General features: G+C 38.5%; 22 protein-coding genes and 1 other annotated feature. Of the genes, 16 read left to right on the top strand and 6 right to left on the bottom strand.

Annotated elements, in window-relative coordinates:
- Positions 1 to 78: 78 nt before the first annotated feature.
- From hisJ to serC, 6 genes are all read right to left on the bottom strand, one after another.
- Entirely contained in the window at positions 79 to 912 is an 834-nt protein-coding gene (gene hisJ / locus CBF30_RS10255) for a histidinol-phosphatase HisJ (protein ID WP_245975064.1), read from the bottom strand.
- Between the two features lie 30 nt (positions 913 to 942).
- Entirely contained in the window at positions 943 to 2,187 is a 1,245-nt protein-coding gene (locus CBF30_RS10250) for a glutamate-5-semialdehyde dehydrogenase (protein ID WP_126826313.1), read from the bottom strand.
- A gap of 15 nt (positions 2,188 to 2,202) precedes the next feature.
- Positions 2,203 to 3,015: a glutamate 5-kinase gene (gene proB, locus CBF30_RS10245; RefSeq protein WP_126826310.1), complete on the bottom strand. Its 813-nt coding sequence runs from the start codon at positions 3,013 to 3,015 to the stop codon at positions 2,203 to 2,205.
- Between the two features lie 134 nt (positions 3,016 to 3,149).
- Positions 3,150 to 4,391, bottom strand: coding sequence for a DUF1015 domain-containing protein (locus CBF30_RS10240; RefSeq protein ID WP_126826306.1), 1,242 nt, complete (start codon positions 4,389 to 4,391; stop codon positions 3,150 to 3,152).
- Between the two features lie 15 nt (positions 4,392 to 4,406).
- On the bottom strand, positions 4,407 to 5,582 hold the full coding sequence (locus tag CBF30_RS10235; RefSeq protein WP_126826303.1) for a 3-phosphoglycerate dehydrogenase family protein: 1,176 nt from the start codon (positions 5,580 to 5,582) through the stop codon (positions 4,407 to 4,409).
- Positions 5,579 to 6,676, bottom strand: a complete 1,098-nt coding sequence (gene serC / locus CBF30_RS10230) for a 3-phosphoserine/phosphohydroxythreonine transaminase (protein ID WP_126826300.1) — start codon at positions 6,674 to 6,676, stop codon at positions 5,579 to 5,581. The genes CBF30_RS10235 and serC overlap by 4 nt, the downstream gene beginning before the upstream one ends.
- A 383-nt stretch (positions 6,677 to 7,059) precedes the next feature.
- On the opposite strand from serC, the gene CBF30_RS10225 reads away from it, so the two are divergent.
- The 16 genes from CBF30_RS10225 to CBF30_RS10150 all read left to right on the top strand — a co-directional run bounded on the left by CBF30_RS10225 (position 7,060) and on the right by CBF30_RS10150 (position 21,688).
- On the top strand, positions 7,060 to 9,120 hold the full coding sequence (locus tag CBF30_RS10225; protein WP_126826297.1) for a KUP/HAK/KT family potassium transporter: 2,061 nt from the start codon (positions 7,060 to 7,062) through the stop codon (positions 9,118 to 9,120).
- Between the two features lie 164 nt (positions 9,121 to 9,284).
- Entirely contained in the window at positions 9,285 to 9,812 is a 528-nt protein-coding gene (locus tag CBF30_RS10220) for a dCTP deaminase/dUTPase family protein (protein WP_126826294.1), read from the top strand.
- 188 nt (positions 9,813 to 10,000) lie between these two features.
- The gene (gene radA, locus CBF30_RS10215; RefSeq protein ID WP_126826290.1) at positions 10,001 to 11,371 is read left to right on the top strand and encodes a DNA repair protein RadA; all 1,371 of its coding nucleotides are present in this window, start codon (positions 10,001 to 10,003) and stop codon (positions 11,369 to 11,371) included.
- Positions 11,372 to 11,392: 21 nt separating this feature from the next.
- Positions 11,393 to 12,514, top strand: a complete 1,122-nt coding sequence (locus CBF30_RS10210; RefSeq protein WP_126826287.1) for a PIN/TRAM domain-containing protein — start codon at positions 11,393 to 11,395, stop codon at positions 12,512 to 12,514.
- Between the two features lie 25 nt (positions 12,515 to 12,539).
- Positions 12,540 to 13,253: a 2-C-methyl-D-erythritol 4-phosphate cytidylyltransferase gene (gene ispD, locus CBF30_RS10205; RefSeq protein WP_126826283.1), complete on the top strand. Its 714-nt coding sequence runs from the start codon at positions 12,540 to 12,542 to the stop codon at positions 13,251 to 13,253.
- On the top strand, positions 13,250 to 13,723 hold the full coding sequence (gene ispF, locus CBF30_RS10200) for a 2-C-methyl-D-erythritol 2,4-cyclodiphosphate synthase (RefSeq protein WP_126826279.1): 474 nt from the start codon (positions 13,250 to 13,252) through the stop codon (positions 13,721 to 13,723). Before ispD ends, ispF begins: the two co-directional genes overlap by 4 nt.
- A gap of 22 nt (positions 13,724 to 13,745) precedes the next feature.
- On the top strand, positions 13,746 to 15,209 hold the full coding sequence (gltX, locus tag CBF30_RS10195; RefSeq protein ID WP_126826276.1) for a glutamate--tRNA ligase: 1,464 nt from the start codon (positions 13,746 to 13,748) through the stop codon (positions 15,207 to 15,209).
- Positions 15,206 to 15,429: a binding site (T-box leader), on the top strand. It overlaps the preceding gene by 4 nt.
- Positions 15,430 to 15,499: 70 nt before the next feature.
- A complete protein-coding gene (gene epsC, locus CBF30_RS10190) occupies positions 15,500 to 16,042 on the top strand; it encodes a serine O-acetyltransferase EpsC (RefSeq protein ID WP_126826273.1) in 543 nt (180 codons plus the stop codon).
- Positions 16,035 to 17,447, top strand: coding sequence for a cysteine--tRNA ligase (gene cysS, locus CBF30_RS10185; protein WP_126826270.1), 1,413 nt, complete (start codon positions 16,035 to 16,037; stop codon positions 17,445 to 17,447). Before epsC ends, cysS begins: the two co-directional genes overlap by 8 nt.
- Positions 17,444 to 17,866 carry a Mini-ribonuclease 3 gene (locus tag CBF30_RS10180; RefSeq protein WP_126826267.1) on the top strand — a complete coding sequence of 141 codons (423 nt, stop codon included), beginning with the start codon at positions 17,444 to 17,446 and terminating at the stop codon, positions 17,864 to 17,866. Before cysS ends, CBF30_RS10180 begins: the two co-directional genes overlap by 4 nt.
- On the top strand, positions 17,844 to 18,683 hold the full coding sequence (gene rlmB / locus CBF30_RS10175; protein WP_126826263.1) for a 23S rRNA (guanosine(2251)-2'-O)-methyltransferase RlmB: 840 nt from the start codon (positions 17,844 to 17,846) through the stop codon (positions 18,681 to 18,683). The genes CBF30_RS10180 and rlmB overlap by 23 nt, the downstream gene beginning before the upstream one ends.
- A 21-nt stretch (positions 18,684 to 18,704) precedes the next feature.
- Positions 18,705 to 19,226 (top strand): NYN domain-containing protein, encoded by a 522-nt coding sequence (locus CBF30_RS10170; RefSeq protein WP_126826260.1) that lies wholly within the window; start codon positions 18,705 to 18,707, stop codon positions 19,224 to 19,226.
- Positions 19,227 to 19,310: 84 nt separating this feature from the next.
- On the top strand, positions 19,311 to 19,886 hold the full coding sequence (locus CBF30_RS10165) for a sigma-70 family RNA polymerase sigma factor (RefSeq protein ID WP_126826257.1): 576 nt from the start codon (positions 19,311 to 19,313) through the stop codon (positions 19,884 to 19,886).
- 167 nt (positions 19,887 to 20,053) lie between these two features.
- Positions 20,054 to 20,290, top strand: coding sequence for a Veg family protein (locus CBF30_RS10160; protein WP_126826254.1), 237 nt, complete (start codon positions 20,054 to 20,056; stop codon positions 20,288 to 20,290).
- Between the two features lie 91 nt (positions 20,291 to 20,381).
- On the top strand, positions 20,382 to 21,137 hold the full coding sequence (locus CBF30_RS10155; protein ID WP_126826250.1) for a MurR/RpiR family transcriptional regulator: 756 nt from the start codon (positions 20,382 to 20,384) through the stop codon (positions 21,135 to 21,137).
- Between the two features lie 98 nt (positions 21,138 to 21,235).
- Positions 21,236 to 21,688 (top strand): YaiI/YqxD family protein, encoded by a 453-nt coding sequence (locus CBF30_RS10150; RefSeq protein ID WP_126826247.1) that lies wholly within the window; start codon positions 21,236 to 21,238, stop codon positions 21,686 to 21,688.
- Positions 21,689 to 21,697 lie beyond the last annotated feature (9 nt).

Here is a 21,697-nt window from a genome sequence, read left to right as displayed (position 1 = left end):
TGAGACCTCTCTTTTTTTAAAACTTACTATAATAATAGCACAAAAATGTAAATGAAAAGCAGTGAACTTAACCTTGGGTTAAATCCACTGTTCAATTTTTGTATAACCTCTTCCGATATCTGCTAAATCATGCGAGTCAGATCCATAGACTAGAGGAATATTTAAGGAACGTGCTTTTTTTACTAATTCGGCTGGAGGATAAATGTCATTACAAAATTCTTTGTATAGACCTGCTGTATTTAAGTCTAAACTATACTGTTTTTCTGCAACTTTTAGCAAAATTTCCTCTATAATTTTTTGAGATGTAGGTGAAAATGAACTCTCTTCTTGGAAAAAATCTTGAAATTTTTGACACAAAGAAATATGTCCTAGACGCGTCGGTTTGAAAGGGCCTAAATCAGCTTCTAAGGAGCGTAAAACCATGTCATAATAAGCTTCCTGTGCTTTTTGAAACGACTGATAATAGCGTACAATACCTTCACTGTAATCCTCAGCAGAAAAATCGATACCACGCAAACCATCTATTCCAGGAAGAAAATGAACGGAAAGAATCCCATCATCTGTTTTTGGACCGTATTCGTTTAAAAAATCTTTAGTCCAATCAAGATGAGTATCAAAATAATCGACTTCAAAGCCAATATGTAAACAAAGATCGCTCTTGTATTTTTGCTTCAAACGAGCCATCTTATTTAGATAATGGTCCACATCATTGAACGCCATACCACCGGTAGTAAAGATTTCAGCAGGTCCTGCACCTTCTGAATAAATGCTTTTAGGTAGAGGGGCATGCTCGGTAATACTGTATTCTTGAAAACCTAGGGAAATTGCTTTTTGAATCAATAACTCTACATCATCAACTGTACCATGTGGGCAGTATTCAGTATGTGTATGCCCGTCTCTTTTTCTTAACAAAATGATTTGCACTCCCATTCTTTGATACGCTTAGGGTCTGATTTGCCCATTTCCGTATATAATATATTTGGTCGAGGTAAGAGCCTCTAGTCCCATTGGACCACGTGCATGGAGCTTTTGAGTACTAATGCCGATTTCTGCTCCAAAGCCAAACATAAAGCCATCTGTGAAACGAGTTGAAGCATTGGCATAGACGGCAGCGGCATCCACTTGTTGTAAAAACAATTGAGTGGCAAAATAGTTATCACTAATAATGGCCTCAGAATGTTTGGTGCCGTAGCGTTGGATGTGTTGCATCGCCTCATCTATTGAGTTTACCACTTTTATTGCTAATGTGTAATCTAAAAACTCTAGCTTAAAATCTAATTCAGTCGCAGGTAAAGCATGTTTTAAGTAAGTTAAGGCTGTTTCATCTGCACGAATCTCTACTTGATATTCAGCCAGTGCTTCTTCGAAAATCGGTAAAAAATCCGCAGCGACTTCTTTATGAATTAATAAAGTTTCGGCAGCGTTACAAACAGAAGGGCGTTGGCATTTTGCGTTAATCAGGATATCACGAGCCATCTCCATTTGCGCATCTTTGTCGACATAGATATGGCAGTTTCCGGTACCAGTTTCAATTACTGGAACGGTTGCTTGTTCGACAACGGCTTTGATTAGGCCAGCACCTCCACGAGGAATCAAGACGTCAAGATAGTCGTTTAAACACATCAACGCTTTGGTTGTTTCCCTAGAAGTGTCTTCAACAAATTGAATGAGGTCAGGAGAGAAAGAAGAGCGTTCAAGAACTTTTTTAAGCACCAAGACGAGTGCTTGATTCGAATAAAAGGCTTCTTTCCCACCTTTTAGAATCACGGCATTTCCCGCTTTGAAGCACAGACAAGCGGCATCAGTCGTCACGTTGGGCCTGGACTCGTAGATAATGCCTACCACGCCAAGAGGTACACGCTGCTTTCCAATTAGAAGCTCTTGTTCATTTTTCCACATTTTATCGACAGTACCGATTGGATCTTGAAGAGAGGCGATTTGTTCGATTCCGTTTGCCATTTCTTTGATTCTTTCTGTAGTTAGGGTCAACCGGTCCAACATTGTTGGGCTCATTCCACTTTTTTGGGCAGTGGTCAAATCTTTTTGATTGGCTGCAAGAATCAAAGAGGTTTGAGTGACAACTTCACATGCCATTTCATGTAGTAGCTGATTTTTTTCAGAAGTACTTGCTTGGGCAAGTGCGTAAGACGCCTTTTGTGCCTGCTGGCCAAGAGTAGATAGTTCCATAGAAAATCCTCCTTTTTATAGTCTCTGTGCTTGATTTACAAAGAGTGTTCCAATCGCTTTTCCAGATAAAATTTCAAAGATAATGAGTGGATTGTTCCCATTGGCTAACACCATTTGCTTGTTGTTCGCTAGTAGCTTTTCCGCAGCTTTTAATTTGCTTTGCATGCCACCTGTTCCAAATTTAGTTCCCGTCCCTTTTGAGCATTCGTAGCTAGCTGGCGTGATCTCATGGATTTCTGAAAATAACTGCGCCTGAGGGTTTTTAACAGGATTATCAGAGTAGAAACCGTCAATATCTGATAGCATGATAAGTAAATCAGCATGGCACAGTTGGGTGACTAGTGCTGAAAGTTGATCATTATCCCCAAATTTGGTTTGATGATCTAACTCATCAACTGCAACGGTATCATTCTCATTCACAATTGGGATACAATTCATTTTAATCAGTTGTTCAAGCGTGTTCTTTACATTTGTTCGGCTTTTAGGGTATTCAACGACGTCTCGCGTCAGCAGCAGTTGGCCAATGGTTTGATTGTACAGATGAAATCGTTGAGTATAAATATTCATGAGTTCAAGTTGCCCAATTGCTGCAACTGCTTGCTGTTCGGGAATTGAAACGGGTCGTTTGTCCAACTTTAAAGTATTCATCCCAACGCCAATTGCTCCAGAAGAAACCAATACAATTTCTTTTCCTTGATTTTTCAAGTCACTTAGGACAAATGCAAGCTGGTCAATAGCGTGTAAATTTACTTTTCCATTTGGATAGATTAGGGAACTAGTCCCAATTTTAATCACAATGCGTTGCGCATTTTTTAAATTTTGGCGCATGAAAATTCCCCGTTTCGTTAATAAGTATTCATATATTTGGGTTTATCATAGCGGAAAAAACTTTTTTCATCAAGTTTCTCTAAAGAAAAAGTCGTATCTTTACTTATTTATAGTAAAGATACGCTTAAAAATAGTTATTTTGTTTCAAAATCGTGGACAAATAGCCCACTTAGTAGCTTAGGTTCAAACCATGTTGACTTTGGAGGCATGATGAGTCCGTGATCTGCGACATTTAGCAAATCATCCATAGTTGTTGGAAATAAAGCAAATGCAAGCGTAAAGGTTTGATTGTCTACCAAACGCTCTAACTCATCTAATCCGCGAATTCCTCCAACAAAATCGATGCGTTTGTCGGTACGGATATCCTGAATGTCAAAGAAACGTTCAAATACCTCTTTCTGTAAAATGGTCACATCTAGCTGATCAATTATGTCTTTTGAGCTGGTTGGGTGTTTTGCTGTTAATCGATACCACTGATGATTCAAATAAAGCGCAAAATCGTGCTTAGTTTGTGGTTTGGCTTCCGCTTTTTTGACCTTCTTTAGGAAAAAATGTTGTTCTAATTGCTGAAGAAAATTTGGCGGAATTGGAACGTTTAACACTCGATTATAGTCCAAAATTTTTAATTGCTCTTTTGGGAAGAGGACAGATAAGAACACATTGAATTCAGCGTCAGACGGAGCATCGGGAAACTGTGCTTGTCTTTTTTGGCCGACTTTGACTGCAGATTCTGTCCGGTGATGACCATCTGCAATATAAAGCGCTGGGACATTACGGAATAAACGTTCGAGCTGGGTAATAGTCTCTGTTTGATCAACTAGCCAAACACGGTGGGTGACATTGTGAAAGCTAGTAAAATTGTAAATGGGAGAAAATTGATCTTTCCATTTACAGATGAGTTCATCAATTGCGTCTTGCGCCCGGTAAGTAAGAAAGATAGGACTTGTATTGGCATCACAAACATCACTATGGTTAATTCTGTCTTGTTCCTTTTCAGGGCGAGTATATTCATGTTTTTTGATTTGCCCCTCAAGATACTCTTCAATCGAAGTGCAACAAACAATCCCCGTTTGTACATGGCCAGACATTGTTAACTCATAAAGATAAAGAACAGGCTGGTCTTCTTTTTTTAGCCAGTGCTTTTTTTGGAACGCTGCTAAGTTTTTTCGAGCTTGTTCGTACACCGTGCAATCATAGGGTGATCGAGTTTCTGGCAAATCAATTTCTGCTTTGTCAATGTGCAAGTAGGAATATGGATTTTTTTCTCCGAGTGCTCTTGCTTCATTTGAGTCTAAGACATCATAAGGAAGAGAGGCTATTTTTTCTACCAATTTTTCCTCTGGACGAATGCCCTTGAAAGGTCTAATTTGTACCATATGCTGTGCTCCTTTTTAAGTTAAATTTTGAATCAGACGAGTAGAAAGGATGTGTTCGAGCTGTTGGATTTTCTTTTCAGCATGTTTTGCTTGTTCGTTGGTTACAGTTAAGTCTACCAAGGTGTAAGCAATTTCTTCACGGCTACGATTGATCAGGTTATCTATATTATACCCTAACTCAGCAACCACTGTAGAAATAGCCCCCAACATATTCGGGACATTTTGGTGGACAATAGCTAAGCGAAAAGGAGAGTGGAAAGATATCTCAACAGTTGGGAAATTCACACTGTGACGGATGTTCCCAGTTTCTAGAAAGTTCGCCAGCGTTGTAGCGGCCATGATGGCACAATTTGTTTCAGCTTCTTGTGTGGAGGCACCTAAATGAGGGAGCACTAAGATTTTTTCGTGATGCAATAGTTTTTCATCTGCAAAATCGGTGACATATTTTTGGAAGCCATCTTGTTCCAATATTTCAAGTAGTGCTTGGGCATCAACGAGTTCCCCACGGGCGAAGTTCAGTAAGACGGCATGAGATTGCAGCAAGCTTAATTCTTTTTTGCCAATTAGATGTTTGGTTTTTTCGGTTAAAGGCACATGAATCGTGATAAAATCAGCTGAGCTTAAGACCTCTTCAATGTTTAACGCTCTGTGAACATGACGAGAGATGCTCCAAGCCGTATCTACTGAGACAAAAGGATCATAGCCTACAACATCCATTCCCAAACGGTAGGCATCGTTTGCGACCATCGCCCCAATCGCACCTAATCCAATCACGCCTAGCTTTTTCCCTTCGAGCTCAGTTCCTGCGAATTGTTTTTTATGAGCCTCTGCTTGCTCTTCAGTATTAGGACCAGAAAGTGTCTGAACCCAGTTGGCGCCAGAAAGAATCGGACGGACAGCCAGAAATAAGTTTGCTAAAACTAACTCTTTTACGGCATTTGCATTTGCACCAGGTGTATTAAAAACTACGATGCCTTCTTTTGTACAACGATCAACGGGAATATTGTTTGTTCCAGCACCTGCGCGAGCAATTCCCTTAATGCTTTTAGAAAATTTGGTATCGTGTAGTTTTTGACTTCTTAAAAGAATCGCATCGGGATGCTGCGTTTGATTTAGCGTATAACAGTCCTCGGGTAAACGAGCCAGCCCTTCTTTTGCAATGGCATTAAATGTTTGAATATCATAGCTCATATACTTTGACCTCCTAAATGTTTTGCTTCGAAATTATGCATAAAGTCAATTAGTGCAGCTACCCCTTGCTCAGGGAAAGCATTATAAAGGCTAGCACGCATACCACCAACAGAACGATGACCTTTAAGATTTTCAAACCCAATCTTTGTTGCATCCGCAATGAATTTTTTGTCAAGTTCTTGATTGTTGGTTACAAAAGGAATATTCATAATAGAACGATCATTTGGCTCAACAGGCGAACAAAATAGTTTTGAGTTGTCAATTGCGGCGTAAAGTTTGGCTGCTTTTTCTTTATTTTGTTTTTCAATCGCTGCAATCCCCCCTAATTCGGTGAGCCATTCAAAGACTAGTTGTGCAATATAAATGGCAAAAGTCGGAGGAGTATTATATAGAGAGTGGCTTTCGGCCTGGATTTTGTAGTCTAGCATCGAGCTTAAAGCAGCTTCTTGATTGAGCAAATCATCTCGAATGATGACAACGGTCAAACCGGCAGGCCCAATATTTTTTTGAGCTCCTGCATAAATCATGCCAAAATCATTGATATTGTACTGTTTGGATAAAATGTCAGAAGACATATCTGCAATCAGTGGTACACTTCCAGTTTGAGGTAGCTTAGTATAAACAGTTCCCTCAATAGTATTATTCGTTGTGATATGGACGTAAGCAGCGTCTTTGGGAATTTCTATTTGATCTAAAGCAGGAATACAGTTAAAGTGCTGCTCTTCACTGCTTGCTATAGTTTTTACTGTAACTCCGGCTATTTTTTTTGCTTCGGAGATGGCTTTTTTAGACCAGGATCCAGTATTGATGTAACATGCTGTTTTGTTTTTTGCTAAGTTGAGCGGAATCATGGAAAATTGTAAGCTTGCCCCACCCTGTAAAAAAAGAACACGATAATTGCTAGGGATTCCCATTAATTGACGTAAAAGCTGTTCAGAATTTTCAATAATTTCTTCGAATAAGGAGGAACGATGGCTCAGCTCCATCACGGACATACCACTATCATGGTAGTTTAATAACTCTTGTTGTGCTTTTTTTAAAACAGGTTTTGGTAATACTGCTGGTCCAGCAGAAAAATTGTACACTTCTTTCATTATTTTTCTAGCCTCTCTTTCATTATTGCTAAAATTTTTAGCGGATTAACAAAAGTATAGCAGAATAGCAAGATTAAAAAAAGATTAAAAATAAAAAAGAAATTCCTTTGTTTCAATCTGTCATAAAGATGTCATAAGAAAATGTTGGTGAAATAATTATGTGAATTATCATGAAATTTTTATTAATAGAGTGCATTGACATTTCTAACGAAAGGAATATAATTACTCTGTTAGAATTTGATTGTGCTTTTTATTGCTCTTTTATGTGATAAAAAAGAGCAAATTTCTGCTTAAAAAAATGCAAGAAACTAAGCTGTTCTTTTTCTTTAATAAGCAGGTTCATTCGTAATGAAAATAAATCTAAGAAAATACATAGGCTTTTTATGAGCGAAAGGAAGAGAAAAGTGAAAAAAAGTAATCAAGATCACCATGTTGGAAAAGTGAAAATTGGTGGCTTGCTCATTGCGATGGGAGTTGTTTTTGGAGATATCGGAACGAGTCCACTATATGTAATGAAAGCAATTATTGAAGGAAACGGTGGGTTAGCTTATGTTTCCGAAGATTTTATCTTGGGCTCAGTCTCGTTAGTATTTTGGGTTCTGACATTGCTTACGACAATTAAATATGTTACCTTTGCGCTTCGAGCAGACAACCATGGTGAGGGCGGAATTTTCTCACTCTACACTCTGGTGCGCAAAATTAGTAAGTACCTCATTTATCCAGCTATGATCGGTGGAGCTGCACTGCTAGCAGATAGTATGCTCACGCCTGCGATGACGATTACATCAGCGGTCGAGGGGCTACAAGGGATTCCTTTATTTTTTGATCACTTTGGTTATAATCAAAATGTGATTATTGTGATTGCTCTTTTTATCATGCTAATTCTGTTTTCAATTCAACGTTTTGGTACAACGCTGATTGGGAAAGCCTTTGGTCCAATTATGTTGGGCTGGTTTACTTTTATTGCCGCAATGGGGATTTATCGCTTAAGCGGGGATCTTAGTATACTGAGAGCGTTGAATCCGTATTATGCGATTCATACATTGTTTAGTGATGACAATAAGAAGGGGCTGTTGATTTTAGGCAGTATTTTATTGGCTACGACTGGGGCTGAAGATTTGTATGCAGATCTAGGGCATGTGGGTCGAAAAAACATTCGTATCAGTTGGGCGTATGTTAAAGTCTGTTTATTACTCAATTACTTTGGTCAAGCCGCTTGGATTATCAGTGTTAGAAACCAAACTGTTTATCAAAACATGGAGCATTTGAATCCATTTTTCCAAATTATTCCTAAAAGTATTAGTTTATTTAGTGTAATTTTTGCAACCATTGCTGCAATAATTGCGTCACAAGCATTAATTTCTGGTTCATATACACTGGTTTCAGAAGCGATTAAGTTGAAACTGTTACCAAGATTGCGCATTTATTATCCAAGCAAAGTCAAAGGTCAGTTGTACATTCCCGTTGTTAACACTATTTTGATGTTAGGTAGCATGGGAATTGTGCTGTACTTTAGAACGAGTGCACATATGGAATCAGCATATGGCCTTGCGATTACGGTTACGATGATGATGACAACTACCTTGTTATTTTTCTATTTCAGATACAATCGGTCCACTGCCAAGTTTATCCCTTATTTGATGTTACTCTTCTTTGGTCCAATTGAAATTGCCTTTTTCGTTTCAAACTTGGCGAAACTTTTCCATGGCGGATATGTCGCAGTTTTGATCGCACTATTTATCTTTGGTATCATGCTAATTTGGGAGCGCGGCAGTAAAATCACTGAACAATTTACCGAACGGGTTTCGTTATATGATTATATGGGGCAACTCAATCGATTGACCAAGGACGAATCTATCCCTGTTTACCAAACGAACATTGTCTTTCTAACTAGTAATCTAAAAGGTCACCGTATCGGAAAAGAAATCATGTACTCAATTTTAGATAAACGTCCTAAAAGGGCGAAAGTATACTGGTTTGTGAATGTCCTTGTAACAGATGAGCCATATACCAGAGAGTATTATGTAGACATGATGGGGACAAACTATATTGTGAATGTTCAGCTTCATTTAGGTTTTAAGGTGGAGCAAGAAGTGAATGTCTTTTTGCGACAAATCGTAACAGAGTTAATGGAAGAAGGCAAATTACCCAAACAACCACAACGCTACTCCACAACACCCAATCGACAAGTGGGAGACTTCTGTTTTGTTTTGATTCGTGAAGAGCTCTCACGTGTGAAAGGGCTAAAAGTGATGGACAGATTGGTGATGCAAGCAAAATTAGCGATAAAAAAAATCACGGTCTCTCCGGCCAGATGGTTTGGTTTAGAATATAGCGACGTTAAAATTGAGCATGTGCCAATTACCTTGGGTAAAAAGGCTTGTCGCAAGTTGACTCAGGTTCAAGTAGATGAATTTACTGAGAGTGACGAAGAAGTTGAATAGATGAGTGTGCTGGCTCTTAAAAAACGTTTCGGAAAGAATCCAATTCCGGAGCGTTTTATTTTGTTACAACTAAATAATCAATAAAAATCGCAGATAGATATTTATTGATTCATATTTTTCATGTAAAATAAAAAGAAGCAAGCAAATGGAAAAGGAGCAAGCAAATGACACGCAAACGAGGATTTGAAAAGGTAACGAATTTTGAAAATATAACTTTACCACAAAGAGCAACTGAGCATGCTGCAGGATATGATTTTGAAGCAGCAGCAGAAACGGTTGTACCAAGTATTTGGAAAAACGGGGTGGCAACGGTCTTAAAAGCAGCTTTAAAAAAAGAAACGAGCCAATTAGAACAAATAGATGAAAAATCGGTTAAACCAACGCTTGTCCCAACTGGAGTTAAGGCCTATATGCAAGAGGATGAGTATCTCGAATTGTGTAATCGCTCAAGCAATCCCTTAAAACAATTTTTGCTAATGGCAAACGGAGTGGGCATTATTGATGCAGATTATTATGGAAATCCTGATAACGAGGGACATATCATGTTTCAGTTTATCAATTTTGGATTAAAAGACAAGGTGATAAAAAAAGGAGATAGAATTGGCCAAGGGATTTTTCATTCATTTTTAAAATCAGATCAGGATGTTTCGGGTAAAAAACGAACAGGTGGTTTTGGTTCATCAGGAAAATAAGTGTAGGCAAAGAAATCAACTGACAAAGATTTCTTTTTTTTCCGTATTTTATTAAAAAAGAAGATGCACCAAATCCAACTATTTTAAAAGGAAAAAATTCCGTTTTTTAAGAAAGTCTTTGTTTTTTATTCAACAGATTTTCTAATTATTGTGGTAAACTATTACTAATAAACTAAAGGAGAAAGTGCATGGCTAAAAAAGCGAAAACACAGTTTGTTTGTCAAGCATGTGGGTATGTCTCTCCTAAATATTTGGGGCGTTGTCCCAACTGTGGTGCTTGGAACCAAATTGTAGAAGAAAAAATCCAAACACAACCAGATCGACACAGTCGAGTAGACATAACAGGCAAGCGCACTTCGCCTACAAAATTAAATGAAGTAAAGTCTCAAAAAGAGCCACGTGTTAAGACGCAATTGGATGAATTAAATCGCGTGCTCGGTGGTGGCGTTGTTCCAGGATCCCTTGTTTTGATTGGGGGAGATCCAGGCATTGGAAAATCCACGTTGCTACTACAAGTTTCGCAACAACTAAATCAAACCGATGGAACGGTTTTGTATGTTTCGGGTGAAGAAAGTACGGAGCAAATCAAGATGCGTGCAGAACGTTTAAGTATGCAAGGAAATGATTTTTTTGTATACGCAGAAACAGACATGAGTGCTATTCGTCAAACTATTGAGGAGTTACGACCAGATTACGTGATTATTGATTCGATTCAAACCATGATGCAACCTGAAATTACAAGTGCAGCTGGCAGTGTGAGTCAAGTGAGGGAAACAACGGCCGAATTGATGCAGATAGCTAAGATGAACCAAATCGCGATTTTTATCGTAGGGCATGTTACAAAAGAAGGGGCGTTAGCTGGACCACGTATGCTCGAACACATGGTGGATACGGTACTTTATTTTGAAGGCGATCGTCATCACACCTTTCGGATCTTACGTGCGGTGAAAAATCGATTTGGCTCGACCAATGAGATTGGAATCTTTGAGATGAGAGAGCAGGGACTAGTTGAGGTTAAAAATCCTTCTGAAGCTTTTCTTGAAGAGCGCATTGAAGGTGCGACGGGTTCGGCAATTGTTGCCTCAATGGAAGGGACAAGACCAATTCTTGTGGAGATTCAAGCGTTGGTTACGCCGACAATGTTTGGAAATGCTAAGCGAACTTCTACAGGGCTAGATAATCACCGGGTTGCACTCATTATGGCGGTTCTAGAAAAACGCGCAGGTTTATTACTTCAAAATCAGGACGCCTATTTAAAAGCTGCTGGTGGAGTCAAACTGGACGAGCCAGCAATTGACTTGGCTTTGGCAATTTCTCTGGCCTCAAGCTACAAAGAAAAGGGAACTTCACCACAAGAATGTTTTGTAGGAGAAATTGGGTTGACCGGAGAGATACGACGAGTGAACCGGATTGAGCAAAGGGTGATGGAAGCCCAAAAGTTAGGCTTCAAGCGGATATATTTGCCAAAAAACAATTTATCTGGTTGGCATGCACCAAGTGGAATTGAGATTGTTGGCGTGTCAACAATTGGAGAAGCACTCAGAAAAATATTTCGTTAATGAAAGAAAGGGGTGGCAACTATGGAGAAACGAATAATTACAATTTTTTTTACAGTAGTCGGAATCAGTCTAGGTATTACCATCATGCCAGGAGTTTGGCAATTATTAGATGTGGGGCACATTCACTGGGTAAATAATTATTTAGTTGATGGGATACTTGGTGGCATGGTTTTTTACTTTTTATCAAAAATGATGGGTAGGTACATTGTCCGTTTGCGTCAAAAGGTTGAAAAGTATTTAAATGAAAAAAGTCCGATGTTCCTATTTTTCGGAAGTGTCGGAACGATTATTGGACTTGTTTTAGGTGCGCTTTTGTCGATTCCGTTTTATAATTTGCGTTGGCCATTATTGGATACCATTATTCCTGTATTTTTAATGATTATTTTTGGGTATCTCGGTTTTCGCATGGGAACAACCCGTATGGAAGATTGGAAAAAATTTATTGGGAATCGTACGAAAAAAAGTAGTGGAGAAGTTTTAGAGCGCAAGGTAACAGATAACTTTCGTAAATATAAAGTATTAGATACAAGTGTGATTATTGATGGTCGCATTTATGACATTGCCAAAACAGGTTTCTTAGAAGGCACGTTGCTGATTCCTAATTTTGTTTTGTACGAATTGCAGTACATTGCTGATTCTGGAGATAGCTTAAAGCGGGTACGTGGACGTAGAGGCTTGGATATCCTGAATGCGTTACAAAAAGAGGAAAATATATCTGTAGAGATGTACGAAGGCGATTTTGAAGAAATCACAGAAGTGGATAGTAAGCTGATTAAGTTAGCAAAGTTGCTTGATGGGATTGTTGTGACGAATGATTTTAATCTCAATAAAGTATGCGAATTTCAAAATGTTCCCGTATTAAATATCAATGCGTTGGCCAATGCAGTAAAACCAGTAGTTATTCCAGGTGAAACAATGCATGTTACGGTGGTGAAGTCTGGAACAGAGCGTCAGCAAGGAGTGGCCTATCTTGACGACGGAACAATGATTGTAGTGGAAGATGGACAGTATTATATGAACAAAGAACTAACCGTTGTCGTAACGAGTGCTTTGCAAACGGCAGCAGGACGAATGATTTTTGCTAAACCAGCACATGCACAAAAAGGGATTAAAGAATCTGAAGCTGGGAAAAAGAAAGAGTAAACTACTGGGAAAGTAGGGGGTATGAATGGGGTATGAGCTAATTTTATTAGCTGCTGGTCAAGGAAAGAGAATGTTTTCTACGAAAAATAAAATTTTATTAGAACTTATGGGAAAACCAGTCATCATTCACTGTATGGAAACCTTTTTAGCAGATGTCTATTGCCAAAATATTGTCTTAGTCGCACAAGAAGAAGAGCTAGAAGTCATGCAACAAATTGTTCAAAAATATTTGCCTGAACAACGAAACGTGGAAATTGTTTCAGGCGGAAAAGAACGTCAAGATAGTGTTTTTAAAGGACTAAACCATATAAAAGATGAGGCCCACTATGTATTGGTACATGATGGTGCGCGCCCCTTTGTCACACCGGCTATTTTAAGCTCAGTTTATCAAGCACTTGAAAAAAATCAAGCAGTGATTGCAGGGGTACCAGTAAAAGATACAATTAAGCGAGTATCCGGTATGAAAGTTGAAGAAACGGTACCAAGAGACGCCTTATGGCAAATTCAAACACCGCAAGCTTTCATTGGAAGAGAGCTAAAACAAGCGCACGAGCTTGCTAGAAAGCAGAGCTTTTTAGGAACAGATGATGCCTCCTTAATTGAAAAGTTTGGTCATCGACAAGTCAAGGTGGTAATGGCCGATTACGAAAATATCAAGCTGACAACGCCAGAAGATCTGTTAATTGGGGAAGCGATATTAAGAAAACGGATGGAGCAAGTAGAAAGGAAAGAAGTATGATTCGAATTGGTCAAGGTTTTGATGTACATCCGTTTGCTAAAGGACGTCAGCTTCACATTGGGGGTGTGCATGTTCCTTATGAAACTGGACTTTTAGGACACTCGGATGCAGATGTGTTATTGCATGCCATTATCGATGCGTTACTAGGGGCAGCAGGCTTGACAGATATTGGACATCTATTTCCCGATACAGATGAATTGTACCAAGGAGCAGATTCGGTTGGTCTACTCGCAAAAGTTATCGAAAAAATTGCTCAAGAAAGCTTTACTATTAGCAATATTGATTGTACAATTTTAGCGGAGAAGCCTAAAATGCAGCCATATTTACCCGCTATGAAACTTGTGATTGCAAATACCTGTCACATCCAACCAGAGCAAATTAATATTAAGGCAACCACTATGGAACAAATGGGGTTTATAGGTAGAGGGGAAGGCATCGGAGCACTTGCGGTTGCTTTGCTGGAAAAGTAAAAAAGAGAAAGAGGATTTAAAAATGACAAAAAAAGTACGCGTACGTTATGCACCCAGCCCAACTGGACATTTACATATTGGCAATGCTCGCACAGCATTGTTCAATTATCTTTATGCACGTCATCATGATGGAGACTTTATTATTAGAATTGAAGATACCGATCAAAAACGTAACATAAAAGATGGCGAAAAAAGTCAGTTAGAAAACCTTGCTTGGTTAGGGATAGATTGGGATGAATCGCCGCAAAAACCTGGTGAATTTGGTCCTTACCGTCAATCTGAGAGAAAAGAAATCTATATGCCTTTGATTGAGCAGTTATTGGCAAGCAATCTTGCGTATAAATGCTACGCGACTGAAGCAGAATTAGAAGCAGAACGAGAAGCTCAGAAAGCACGCGGAGAAATGCCACACTATGGTGGGATGTGTGCCAACTTAACTGCCGAACAACAAGCAGCCTATGAAGCAGAAGGCAGAGAATCTGTTGTTCGTTTCCGTGTCCCTAAAAATCAAGAGTTTACATTCGATGATTTGGTTAAAGGAAAAATCACGTTTGAATCTGAGAGTGTGGGTGGAGATTTTGTTATTTTAAAACGAGACGGTATGCCTACCTATAACTTTGCTGTCGCAGTTGATGACCATTTCATGGAAATCAGTCATGTGTTACGCGGGGATGATCACATTGCTAATACACCAAAACAATTGATGATCTATGAAGCATTTGGTTGGGAACCACCTGTCTTTGGGCATATGACGTTGATTATTAACAGTGAAACTGGGAAAAAACTAAGCAAACGAGATGAAACTATTTTACAGTTTATCGAGCAATATCGTGATTTAGGCTATTTACCAGAAGCAATGTTTAACTTTGTTTCTTTACTGGGTTGGTCACCAGTTGGAGAAGATGAAATTTTCTCACAAAATGAGCTTATTCAAATGTTTGATGCGGATCGCCTCAGCAAATCACCTGCTGCTTTTGACAGTAAGAAGTTAGAATGGATCAATAATCAATATATGAAAGCTTTACCAGTCGAAACGGTTACTAAAATGGCGGTACCTTATTTGGTAAAAGCTGGAAATATTGCAGAAAAAGATGTGATGACGCATTCGGATTGGTTAGAAAAAATTGTAGGCTTATATCAGCCACAAATGAGTTATGCAGAACAAATTATAGATTTAGCAAAATTATTCTTTACAGAACATCCTGTGTTGGATGATTCTTGTAAAGAAGTTCTTGCTGGTGAAACAGTACCCACTGTGTTAAACTGTTTTAAAGAAAAAATTGCTGAACTGGAAGATTTTTCAGAGTCAGCAATCAAAGCGACCATTAAAGAAGTTCAAAAAGAAACAGGCATTAAAGGCAAAAACTTGTTTATGCCCATTCGGGTAGCTGTGACGGGACAAATGCATGGACCTGAATTAGGTGAAACGATTGAATTACTTGGAAAAGAAAAAACGCTCGCACATTTAAGCGAAACAACTAAATAATACATGTAAGAAGAAGAAGTAAAACTATCACTTTTTTAGAGAGTCTATGGTTGGTGAAAATAGATATCAGTGATTTTTTGAAATGCCTCTTCAAGTGTTTTTTTACGAATACTTGAAAAAGTTAGTAGTGAAAAACGTTTATGAAGCGTTAATTCATAAAAAAGGTGAAGCACAACTTGCTTCATAAATAAAAGTGGAACCACGTAGAAACGTCTTTTGAAGCAATAGAGTATTGCTCAAAAGACGTTTTTTATTTACAGTGAAGGTTGAATAGGGGGGTAAAGAATAAAATGAGATGGAAAGAAGATATTCAAGCAGTCAGAGCTAACGATCCAGCAGCAAGGTCAACCCTTGAGATTGTTCTGACATACGCTGGTTTGCATGCGCTTTGGGCCCATCGTCTTTCGCATTTTCTTTACCGGCACCATTTCTATTTGATTGCAAGAATGCACGCACAGTTTTGGCGGTTTTTAACGGGAATTGAAATTCATCCTGGAGCAAAAATTGGACGCCGTGTCTTTATTGATCACGGAATGGGTGTTGTCATAGGAGAGACAGCTATCGTTGAAGATGATGTGGTATTGTTTCACGGGGTCACATTAGGTGGAACTGGAAAAGAAAAAGGAAAGAGACATCCTACAATTAAACAAGCAGCGATCATTTCGGCCCATGCTCAGATTTTAGGACCTGTTATAATAGGAGAAAAAGCTAAGATTGGTGCTTCGGCTGTCGTGTTGATAGATATTCCAGATGGAGCTACTGCTGTAGGGATTCCAGCAAAAGTTGTGAGAATAAATGGTGAAAAAGTAAAAAGGAGTCAAGTAAATGATTAAAATATATAATACGCTGACGAGAGAGAAAGAAGTGTTTCAACCAATTGAAACTGGGAAGGTTCGCATGTATGTCTGCGGACCGACCGTTTACAATTATATTCATATTGGAAATGGGCGTAGTGCGGTAGCTTTTGATACAATTCGCCGTTACTTGGAGTATCGAGGTTATGAAGTGAATTATGTCTCCAATTTTACGGATGTAGACGACAAAATTATTCAAAAAGCCAAAGAGTTAGATTTGACGCCAAAAGAAGTCGCAGAAAGGTTTATCCAAGCTTTTAAAGAGGATGTGGGGCAGTTAAATGTTCAACCAGCCACCTTAAATCCTCAAGCTGTAGACCACATTGAGGCGATTATCGATTTTATCCAAGTATTGATGGATAAAGGCTATGCTTATGCATCAGACGGAGATGTGTATTATCGAACTAGAGCTTTTGAAGGCTATGGAAAGTTGAGTCACCAAGCCATTGATGACTTAGAAGTGGGTGCGAGCAAACGTATTGGTGACGAACAAAATAGAAAAGAAGACCCACTTGACTTTGCATTATGGAAAGCAGCGAAAAAACAAGAAGTATCGTGGGATTCTCCATGGGGCAAAGGACGACCAGGCTGGCATATTGAATGTTCTGTGATGGCCACCAAGCATTTGGGGGAGACAATTGATATTCATGGGGGAGGACAAGATTTAGAATTTCCTCACCATGAAAATGAAATTGCACAAAGCGAAGCAAAAACGGGGCATCCATTTGCTCACTATTGGATGCATAACGGTTTTGTAACCGTTGGGGATGAAGGCGAAAAAATGAGTAAGTCATTAGGAAACTTTGTGACTGTTCATGAACTTGTGCAACAAATGGAACCTCAAATTTTACGCTTTTTCTTGGCAACAACACAGTATCGTCGTCCTATTAAATTTAGTGAAAGTTTGCTAAAAGAAGCGGAAACAAATTTGCAACGTTTGCGTACCGCTTACAACAATTTGAAATTTAGAGAAAAAGATGCCTATCCCCAATTAGATGATGATTTAGCAAATTTTGATCGCTTTTCTGATTTTGAAGATCGCTTTATTGAAGGGATGGATGATGATTTTAATGTCGCTAATGGGATAACAGTTGTTTATGATTTTGCAAAATGGATGAATCAATATGCAGAACAAGAACATGTTTCAATTCCAGTTTTAGAACAATTTTTCTTCTTATTTGAAAGTTGGCTTAAAATATTTGGGATTGAGCTAAATGAACCCACGTTATTGGATGAACAAATTGACCAGTTGTTAGAAGAGCGTATTCAAGCGAGAGTGGAAAAGGATTTTAAAAGAAGTGATGAGATTAGAGATTTGTTAAAAGAACAAGGGATAATACTGGAAGATACTGCGCAAGGAACTAGGTGGAGACGAGAAAAATGACAAAAGAAAGAGATTTCACACAGCTAAATGGGCTAGCTTTAGCGTATGTTGGAGATGCAGTCTATGAGGTTTATATTCGCGATTATCTAGTCCAAAAGGGGCAAACTAAACCAAATCGCTTGCATCATTTGGCTACCAATTTTGTGTCAGCTAAAGGTCAATGTTTCTTAATGCGTGCCTTGTTGGAAGAGAACGTATTGACCGAAAAAGAAGAAGAAATGTACCGCAGAGGAAGAAATGCAAAGAGTTTTACCTCTGCCAAAAATACAGATATTACGACATATAGAGTGGCGACTGGTTTCGAATCACTGATTGGTTATCTACATTTAACAAAGCAGAAAAACCGAGTGGATGAAATTGTTTCTTGGTGTATTCAAAAGATAGAGGAGAAACAGAATGAAAAAAAAGATGAGAAGTAATGTGAAAAAAAGTGAACAAGTAAAAGGAATGAACCAAAATAAAAAAAGTTACGATGCTAACCAGACTCAAACCAAAAGTATGAACCCAGAAGACTTTTGCTTTGGAAAGCATGCGGTCAAAGAAGCGTTGGAAAATGGACGTGGCAATAAACTCTTTATCCAAGAAGATTTGAAAAGTGAAAAAGTAGTAAATTTTAAGCAACTTGCAAAAGACTTTTCGGTCCCAGTAAAGTGGGTGCCAAAAAGTAAATTGGACCAACTATCTGATGGAGCGGTACACCAAGGATTTGTCTTAGGGATTACGCCATATGAATACCTCAGTCTAGATGAACTGATTGAACAAGGCTTTCAAAAATCAGAAGACCCATTTTTCCTGATTTTAGATAGTATTGAAGACCCACACAATTTTGGTTCGATACTGAGAACCGCTGATGCCACAAAGGTAAGTGGCGTGATTATCCCTAAACATCGAGCAGTAGGCATCACCTCTGTCGTGGCAAAAACCTCTACAGGAGCGGTCGAACATATTCCGGTGGCTAGAGTGACAAATCTAGTCCAAGCAGTTGCCAAACTAAAAGAGCATCAATTTTGGATATATGGAACCGATATGTCAGGTAGCGATTACCGGACATGGAATACAAAAGGAGCGCTTGCTTTAGTGATTGGCAATGAAGGCAAGGGAATCAGTCCATTATTAAAAAAAGAAATGGATGAACTGCTAACAATTCCTATGGGGGGACATGTTCAAAGTTTGAATGCCAGTGTTGCGGCAGGGTTGCTAATGTATGAGGTGTTCAGGATGCGTCATCCTCAATGAAACTAGAAAAGAGGGATGGAGATGAAACAACAGTTATTGATTGTAGATGGGTATAACATGATCGGAGCTTGGCCGGATTTAGTGAAGTTGAAGAATCAAGACAACCTAGAAGATGCAAGAGATCTGTTGCTCTCACATCTTGCAAATTACGCCAAATATGAAGGAATAGAAGTGATTGTAGTTTTTGATGCACAGTTTGTTCCGGGAATTCAAAAGTCTTATGAAAAATATCAATTACAAGTGATTTTTACTAAAAAAGATGAAACAGCAGATAGTTATATTGAAAAGCTAGCGGGTGAACGGAATAATCGCTTGACACAAGTGACCGTTGCAACCAGTGATCTGGCCGAACAATGGATGGTTTTCTCTAAAGGGGCTCTGCGTACCTCAGCAAACGAATTCTATAAAACAATCAAAAAAGTCAAGAAAAACATTGATAAAGCAGCGGAAGATTTTAAGTATCAACAATATCGAAGAAATTCTCCGTGGGATGCAGAACAACTTTACAAATTAGAAAACTTACGTGATGATTTATCTCATTAGTAAACGTATCGAAAAAGACTATTCTGGCAAGGACTTGAAAGCTAAACTAAGCTTAGGAGGACGAGAACAGAAAGTGAGTACGATATGGATGAGAGAAGATTGGAACAAGCAATCAAGGAGGTGAAAGCTGGTAATAACCAGCTTTTTCCTCTCATTTTTTTCAAATATAGACCGATTATATTAAAAACTGCTAAACGGTATTTCCTCTATGATTTTGATATTGAAGATTGGCTACAAGAAGGGAGGATTATTTGTTATCAATCGCTTAAAAAATATGACGCCACGAAAAAAGTGACATTTGGAGCTTTTTTCAAAGTTAATTTTGAGCGACACATTTTTAGTTTGTTAAGAAAACAAAACGCCTATAAACGTAAGTTATCTTATCAAGCAGTTTCACTTGAAGAAACGGTAGAGAATTTAGGCGATGGAATCTATTCAAGAGAGTTGCTGCAGACAACGCCTCCTACACAACAACTTGAGCTTAGAGAGCATTTGCAAGGCTTCTTCCAACAGCTTTCACAGTTTGAACAAGGGGTTTTTACGGAGTACACGAGCGGTATGGGGATTGAATGGATTGCCCAAAAGAAAAAGTGTAGTATAAAAAAAGTTAAAAATGCATTAGATCGGATCAAACGTAAACTAAAAGAGCATATCTCTTAAAAAGTAAACGTTCTCGTCCTCTACACACCTGATAGTGAAATTTATAGTGCCAAAATAGAAAAATAAAATAAGAAATTAGAAAAATAAGTTGAGTTTTCATCCATACTATGATAAAATTGACGATTCTTTTTGTTTATGTTATACTCCTTTTATAAGGAGTGGATATGATGGCTGTTACTCTAGCTACGATTAAGCAAACATTAGAAGGTCATGTCGGTAGTAAAATTACGCTGACTGCTCAAACAGGTAGAAAGCGACAAACTGAAAGACACGGTGTACTAACAGAGACCTATCCAGCAGTTTTTATTGTCGATTTAGATCAGGAAGAGAACGCTTTTGAGCGGGTTTCTTATAGCTATACAGACATCTTAACTCATGCAGTAGAAATTGAGTTTTTTGAATGATTGGATGAAATACGAAGCCTTGTATTGGGCTTTTTATTTTGGATCTTAACAGTGTAAGCGTATTCCTGGTTATTGAAAGGAAGAGAAAAATATGAGCTTTTTTGGGTTTAAAGGGCTAGATCAACTAACGGATGTTGAGTTAAGCGTTTATCAGTATATGATCAATAATGACAGCATCATTCCATTTATGCGTGTGAGGGAAATAGCGCTTCATACTCATACTTCTCCATCATCTGTGATGCGCTTGATAAAGAAAATGGGCTATAATAGTTTTCCAGAATTTAAATTGTCTTTTAGAAATGAATTACTTGAACAAAGAACAAAGAAGAAAAATGATTTTGAAAGTAGGCTTCAGGTGTTGACACCAACACTTTTCCCTAGTCGTATAGAAGAAAAAATTAAAGAAGTTGCAGAGACGGTTATGTTTGGCGAGCATATTGTCTTTCTTGGTATGGGTGCATCAGGTTCCATTGCAGCCTATGCGGCACGGAGGTTGGCAAGTATTGGAATCAATGCGTTTGAAGTTCAAGATCCAACCTACCCACTTGCGACTAGACTAAGAGAAGAAAAGCGAACGGTTTTGATTGTTTTATCAGTTTCTGGACAAACCCGTGAATTGATTGAGCTGGTTAATGAGTTTTATCAAGATAAAAAAAGTTTGATTGTAATCATCACGTCCAACCCGATGAGCCCACTTGCACATCTTTCTCAAACGGTTCTTTCCTATAATCTTGAGAAAGAGCGGTTGCATGTATATTACGATCATACCAGTCAAATTCCTTGTGTTTTCTTAATTGAAAGTATCTTGCAGGAAGTACGTGAATTGCAAGAAATAGTCAATGAATAAAGGAAGGAAATCCGTGCTTAGATAGAGGCTAAAAGAGTAAAACTTGAAAAAAAATGGTTGATTCAGTACAATGAAAAAAAAGAAAAGAGGGGCAGAAAATGCACATTTTTATTGATGGTGACGGGTGCCCTGTAAAAGATGCAGTGATAGAAATTGCAAAGAAAAACCAAGTGCCAGTTAAGATTGTCACGAGTTTTTCGCACTTTACGACGAAAGATCTGTCTGAACAAGTGTCCTTTATTTATGTAGACGATGGTCAAGATGCGGCTGATTATCGGATTATAAAAGAGATTCAAGCAGGAGATATTTTGGTGACACAAGATTATGGGCTAGCTGCGTTGGCGCTCTCAAAGAAGAGCGTGGTCCTACATCAGACAGGTTTTGAGTACTCAGCAGACAATATGGATATTTTGCTTGAAAGTCGCTATTTTGGAGCAATGCAACGAAAACAAGGGAAAAAGACCAAGGGACCAAAGGCTTTTACAGAAAAAGATAGAGAAAACTTCAAGCGATTATTAAGAACAAAAATCCACGGAAAAATGCATAAATGAGAAAGGAAA

Origin of the sequence: Vagococcus entomophilus (assembly GCF_003987595.1) — a bacterium.
Lineage (GTDB): Bacteria > Bacillota > Bacilli > Lactobacillales > Vagococcaceae > Vagococcus_E > Vagococcus_E entomophilus.
The sequence above is the reverse complement of the archived record's forward strand: the minus strand, read 5'-3'. Positions and strand labels throughout refer to the sequence as shown.

Coding starts and splice junctions, on each gene's coding strand:
- CBF30_RS10250 (WP_126826313.1), bottom strand. CDS start 2,187: ATGGAACTATCTACTCTTGGCCAGCAGGCACAAAAGGCGTCTTACGCA.
- proB (WP_126826310.1), bottom strand. CDS start 3,015: ATGCGCCAAAATTTAAAAAATGCGCAACGCATTGTGATTAAAATTGGG.
- CBF30_RS10240 (WP_126826306.1), bottom strand. CDS start 4,391: ATGGTACAAATTAGACCTTTCAAGGGCATTCGTCCAGAGGAAAAATTG.
- CBF30_RS10235 (WP_126826303.1), bottom strand. CDS start 5,582: ATGAGCTATGATATTCAAACATTTAATGCCATTGCAAAAGAAGGGCTG.
- serC (WP_126826300.1), bottom strand. CDS start 6,676: ATGAAAGAAGTGTACAATTTTTCTGCTGGACCAGCAGTATTACCAAAA.
- CBF30_RS10225 (WP_126826297.1), top strand. CDS start 7,060: ATGAGCGAAAGGAAGAGAAAAGTGAAAAAAAGTAATCAAGATCACCAT.
- CBF30_RS10220 (WP_126826294.1), top strand. CDS start 9,285: ATGACACGCAAACGAGGATTTGAAAAGGTAACGAATTTTGAAAATATA.
- radA (WP_126826290.1), top strand. CDS start 10,001: ATGGCTAAAAAAGCGAAAACACAGTTTGTTTGTCAAGCATGTGGGTAT.
- CBF30_RS10210 (WP_126826287.1), top strand. CDS start 11,393: ATGGAGAAACGAATAATTACAATTTTTTTTACAGTAGTCGGAATCAGT.
- ispD (WP_126826283.1), top strand. CDS start 12,540: ATGGGGTATGAGCTAATTTTATTAGCTGCTGGTCAAGGAAAGAGAATG.
- ispF (WP_126826279.1), top strand. CDS start 13,250: ATGATTCGAATTGGTCAAGGTTTTGATGTACATCCGTTTGCTAAAGGA.
- gltX (WP_126826276.1), top strand. CDS start 13,746: ATGACAAAAAAAGTACGCGTACGTTATGCACCCAGCCCAACTGGACAT.
- epsC (WP_126826273.1), top strand. CDS start 15,500: ATGAGATGGAAAGAAGATATTCAAGCAGTCAGAGCTAACGATCCAGCA.
- cysS (WP_126826270.1), top strand. CDS start 16,035: ATGATTAAAATATATAATACGCTGACGAGAGAGAAAGAAGTGTTTCAA.
- CBF30_RS10180 (WP_126826267.1), top strand. CDS start 17,444: ATGACAAAAGAAAGAGATTTCACACAGCTAAATGGGCTAGCTTTAGCG.
- rlmB (WP_126826263.1), top strand. CDS start 17,844: ATGAAAAAAAAGATGAGAAGTAATGTGAAAAAAAGTGAACAAGTAAAA.
- CBF30_RS10170 (WP_126826260.1), top strand. CDS start 18,705: ATGAAACAACAGTTATTGATTGTAGATGGGTATAACATGATCGGAGCT.
- CBF30_RS10165 (WP_126826257.1), top strand. CDS start 19,311: ATGGATGAGAGAAGATTGGAACAAGCAATCAAGGAGGTGAAAGCTGGT.
- CBF30_RS10160 (WP_126826254.1), top strand. CDS start 20,054: ATGGCTGTTACTCTAGCTACGATTAAGCAAACATTAGAAGGTCATGTC.
- CBF30_RS10155 (WP_126826250.1), top strand. CDS start 20,382: ATGAGCTTTTTTGGGTTTAAAGGGCTAGATCAACTAACGGATGTTGAG.
- CBF30_RS10150 (WP_126826247.1), top strand. CDS start 21,236: ATGCACATTTTTATTGATGGTGACGGGTGCCCTGTAAAAGATGCAGTG.